This window comes from Streptomyces aureus (assembly GCF_000725495.1).
Taxonomy (GTDB): domain Bacteria; phylum Actinomycetota; class Actinomycetes; order Streptomycetales; family Streptomycetaceae; genus Streptomyces; species Streptomyces aureus_B.
The window spans coordinates 1-1293 of sequence record NZ_KL647044.1 but is presented as its reverse complement, the minus strand read 5'-3'; the positions used below and the strand labels follow the sequence as shown (position 1 = coordinate 1293).

Below are 1293 nucleotides of genomic sequence, written 5' to 3'. Positions count from 1 at the left end.
GATCGAGTTCCGTGAGCCGGTGATCCGGCTGGTGTCGGGTGATCCGACGGATCCGGCGTATTGGGTTCGGCATGTGCGTGAGGCCGTGCGGTTCGGTGACGCGGTGCGGGCGATGGTCGACGAGGGCGTGGGGACGTTCCTGGAGCTGGGGCCCGACGGGACACTGTCGGCGATGATCCAGGAGACCGCGGCTGTCACGCACTGCGCCGGGACCGGGATGAGGAGACGTCGGCGGTGACGGCGCTGGCGGTGCTGCACGCCCACGGTGTCGGGGTGGACTGGGAGGCGTTCTTCGCCGGTACGGGCGCGCGCCGGGTAGAGCTGCCGACCTACGCCTTCCAGCACGAACGCTTCTGGCCCGAGCTCTCGGAAGCGGCGCCCTCGACGGCCGGCCACCCGCTGCTGCACTCCGTTGTGGCACTGGCCGACGGTGACGGTGTGGTCCTCACCGGCCGGCTGTCGCTGCGGACGCAGCCGTGGCTTGCGGATCATGTCGTACACGGCCGGGTCCTGTTCCCCGGCACCGGCTTCGTGGAGCTGGCGCTGCGCGCCGGGGACGAACTCGGCCTCCAGCGGATCGAGGAACTGACCATGGCGGCGCCGCTGGTGCTGCCGGAGAAGGGAAGCGTCGCCCTTCAAGTGTCGGTCGACGGGACCGGTCGGATCGGTGTCTTCTCCCGGCCCGACGACACGGACGACCCGTGGACGCAGCATGCCACCGGCGTCCTGGGCCAGGGCGCCAGGCCCACCGCAGACCTCGGCGTGTGGCCACCGGTCGGTGCGGAACCCCTGTCGCTCGACGGGTTCTACGATCGCGTGCTGGAGCTCGGTTTCGACTACGGGACGGCGTTCCAGGGCCTGCGGTCGGCCTGGCGCGCCGCGGACGGCGTGCTGTTCGCCGAGGTTGAACTGCCCGAACGCCTGTCGGGACAGTACGGCTTGCACCCGGCGCTGTTCGACGCTGCCCTGCACACCCTCGGCACGACCGCGCCCGGTGGGCCGAGCCGGGTGCCGTTCTCCTGGGAGGGCGTGTCCCTGCATGCAAGCGGCGCCACAGCACTGCGGGTCCGGCTGGCTGTCGATGGCGACACCGCGTCGCTGACCGCGGTCGACCCGGCCGGCGCCCTCGTGCTCTCCGCCGATGCGCTCACGCTCCGTGCCGTCACACCTGATCAGTTCGGCCAGGTCGACTCCTTGTATCGGGTGGAGTGGTCGACGTCGGTGCCGGCGGTGGAGGTGGGTGATGTGCGGTTTGTGGAGTTGGTGGGTGGTGCTGATGTGGTGGCGTCGGTG

Annotated in this window: 1 pseudogene; it reads left to right on the top strand. The window is 70.8% G+C overall.

Going from position 1 to position 1293, the window contains the following annotated elements:
* Positions 1 to 1293: pseudogene (locus IO36_RS47845) on the top strand (polyketide synthase dehydratase domain-containing protein); the annotation flags it as partial.